The organism is Paracraurococcus lichenis (assembly GCF_030657435.1).
GTDB lineage: Bacteria > Pseudomonadota > Alphaproteobacteria > Acetobacterales > Acetobacteraceae > Paracraurococcus > Paracraurococcus lichenis.
The window spans coordinates 1-1,353 of the sequence record NZ_JAUTWS010000298.1 but is presented as its reverse complement, the minus strand read 5'-3'; the positions used below and the strand labels follow the sequence as shown (position 1 = coordinate 1,353).

Annotated in this window: 1 protein-coding gene; it reads left to right on the top strand. The window is 71.2% G+C overall.

Translation table 11 applies throughout. The annotated features are described in order from the left end of the window. Positions 1–42 precede the first annotated feature (42 nt). The gene (gene tnpC, locus Q7A36_RS39815) at positions 43–1,320 is read left to right on the top strand and encodes an IS66 family transposase (protein WP_305109324.1); all 1,278 of its coding nucleotides are present in this window, start codon (positions 43–45) and stop codon (positions 1,318–1,320) included. Positions 1,321–1,353 lie beyond the last annotated feature (33 nt).

Genomic DNA, 1,353 nt, shown 5'->3' with positions numbered 1-1,353 from the left:
CCCCCCCTTGCGCGAGGGTGGGTTGGCTGATTCGATCCTGGCATGCAGCGGGACGAGCTTGAGCGGCTGAGCAAGTCGGAGCTGATCGAGCTGGTGCTGCGGCTGCAGCGGCCGGAGAAGACCTCGCGCACCTCTTCCAAGCCGCCGTCCACGGACCGGAAGGAGAGGCGCGAGCGGGCCAAGCCTGGAGGCGCCAAACCGGGCCACGAGGGACACAGCCGTCCCTTGAGCGACGACGTCTCCGAAAGGATCGCCCACCGCCCCGAGGTCTGCCCATGCTGCCGGATGCCGCTCGCAGCCGATCTGGCGGCCGAACAGGCCGGGATTTGGGAGCACATCGAGTTGCCCGTGGTCAGGCCGGTGGTGGTTCACCACCATCGCCTGGCGGTGCGCTGCCCCGGATGCGGCACGCGGGCCGTGGCGGCCGTGCCGGTCAGCGGCACGCCGTTCGGCGCGCGCCTGCACGCGGTGGCCACCTACCTCAAGACCTACCAGGCGCTCTCCTATGACCGGCTGCAGGCCGCCCTCGCCGACCTGTTCGGGCTGCGCCTCAGCCAGGGCGGGCTGATGAACCTGCTCCGCCGCGCCCAAGGCCGGTTCCAGGCCGGGCGCGAGGCGGCCATCGCGGCGCTGCGCCGTGCCGAGGTGGTGGCCTCCGACGAGACCGGCGTGCGGATCGAGGGCTGCTCCGGCTACCACTGGGTGTTCCGCTGCCAGCACGCCGTGGTGCACCAGGCCGCGCCGACGCGCGCCGCCTCCGTCGTGCACGCGATGATGGACGGGCACCGCCCCGCGGTCTGGCTCTCGGATCGCTACGTGGCGCAGCAGGGCCACGGCTTGGCCCAGCAGACCTGTCTGGCGCACCTGGCCCGCGATGTGGCGTATGCGCTCGAGGCCAGCGACGACCCCGTCCCTTACCGGCTCAAGCTCTGGCTCGGCTCAGCTTTCGACCTGGCCGACGCCGCCGCACGCTTGGCCGCTTCCACCCTGGCCGCCAAGCGGCGGGCGCTCGAACGCAGGCTGGACGCGATCCTGGCAGCCCCAAGCGGGTGCGAACTGACGCGGGCGCTGCAAGCGAAGCTGCGCCGAGCCCGCGACCAACTCCTGACCTTCGTGGACTGGCCTGGCCAAGTCGAGGCAACGAACAACGCCTGCGAACGCGACCTCCGCCCCGCCGTGATCCAGCGCAAGGTCACCAACGGCTATCGCGCGATGTGGGCCGCTCAGGGCGAGGCGGACGTGCGCACCGTCGTCGACACCGCTCGCCTCGCGCCGAACACCAGTGTCTTCGGCACCATCCTCCAGACCATTACACCGTAACCACCGCACCAGAGACGGGGGGTGGGTAATTAC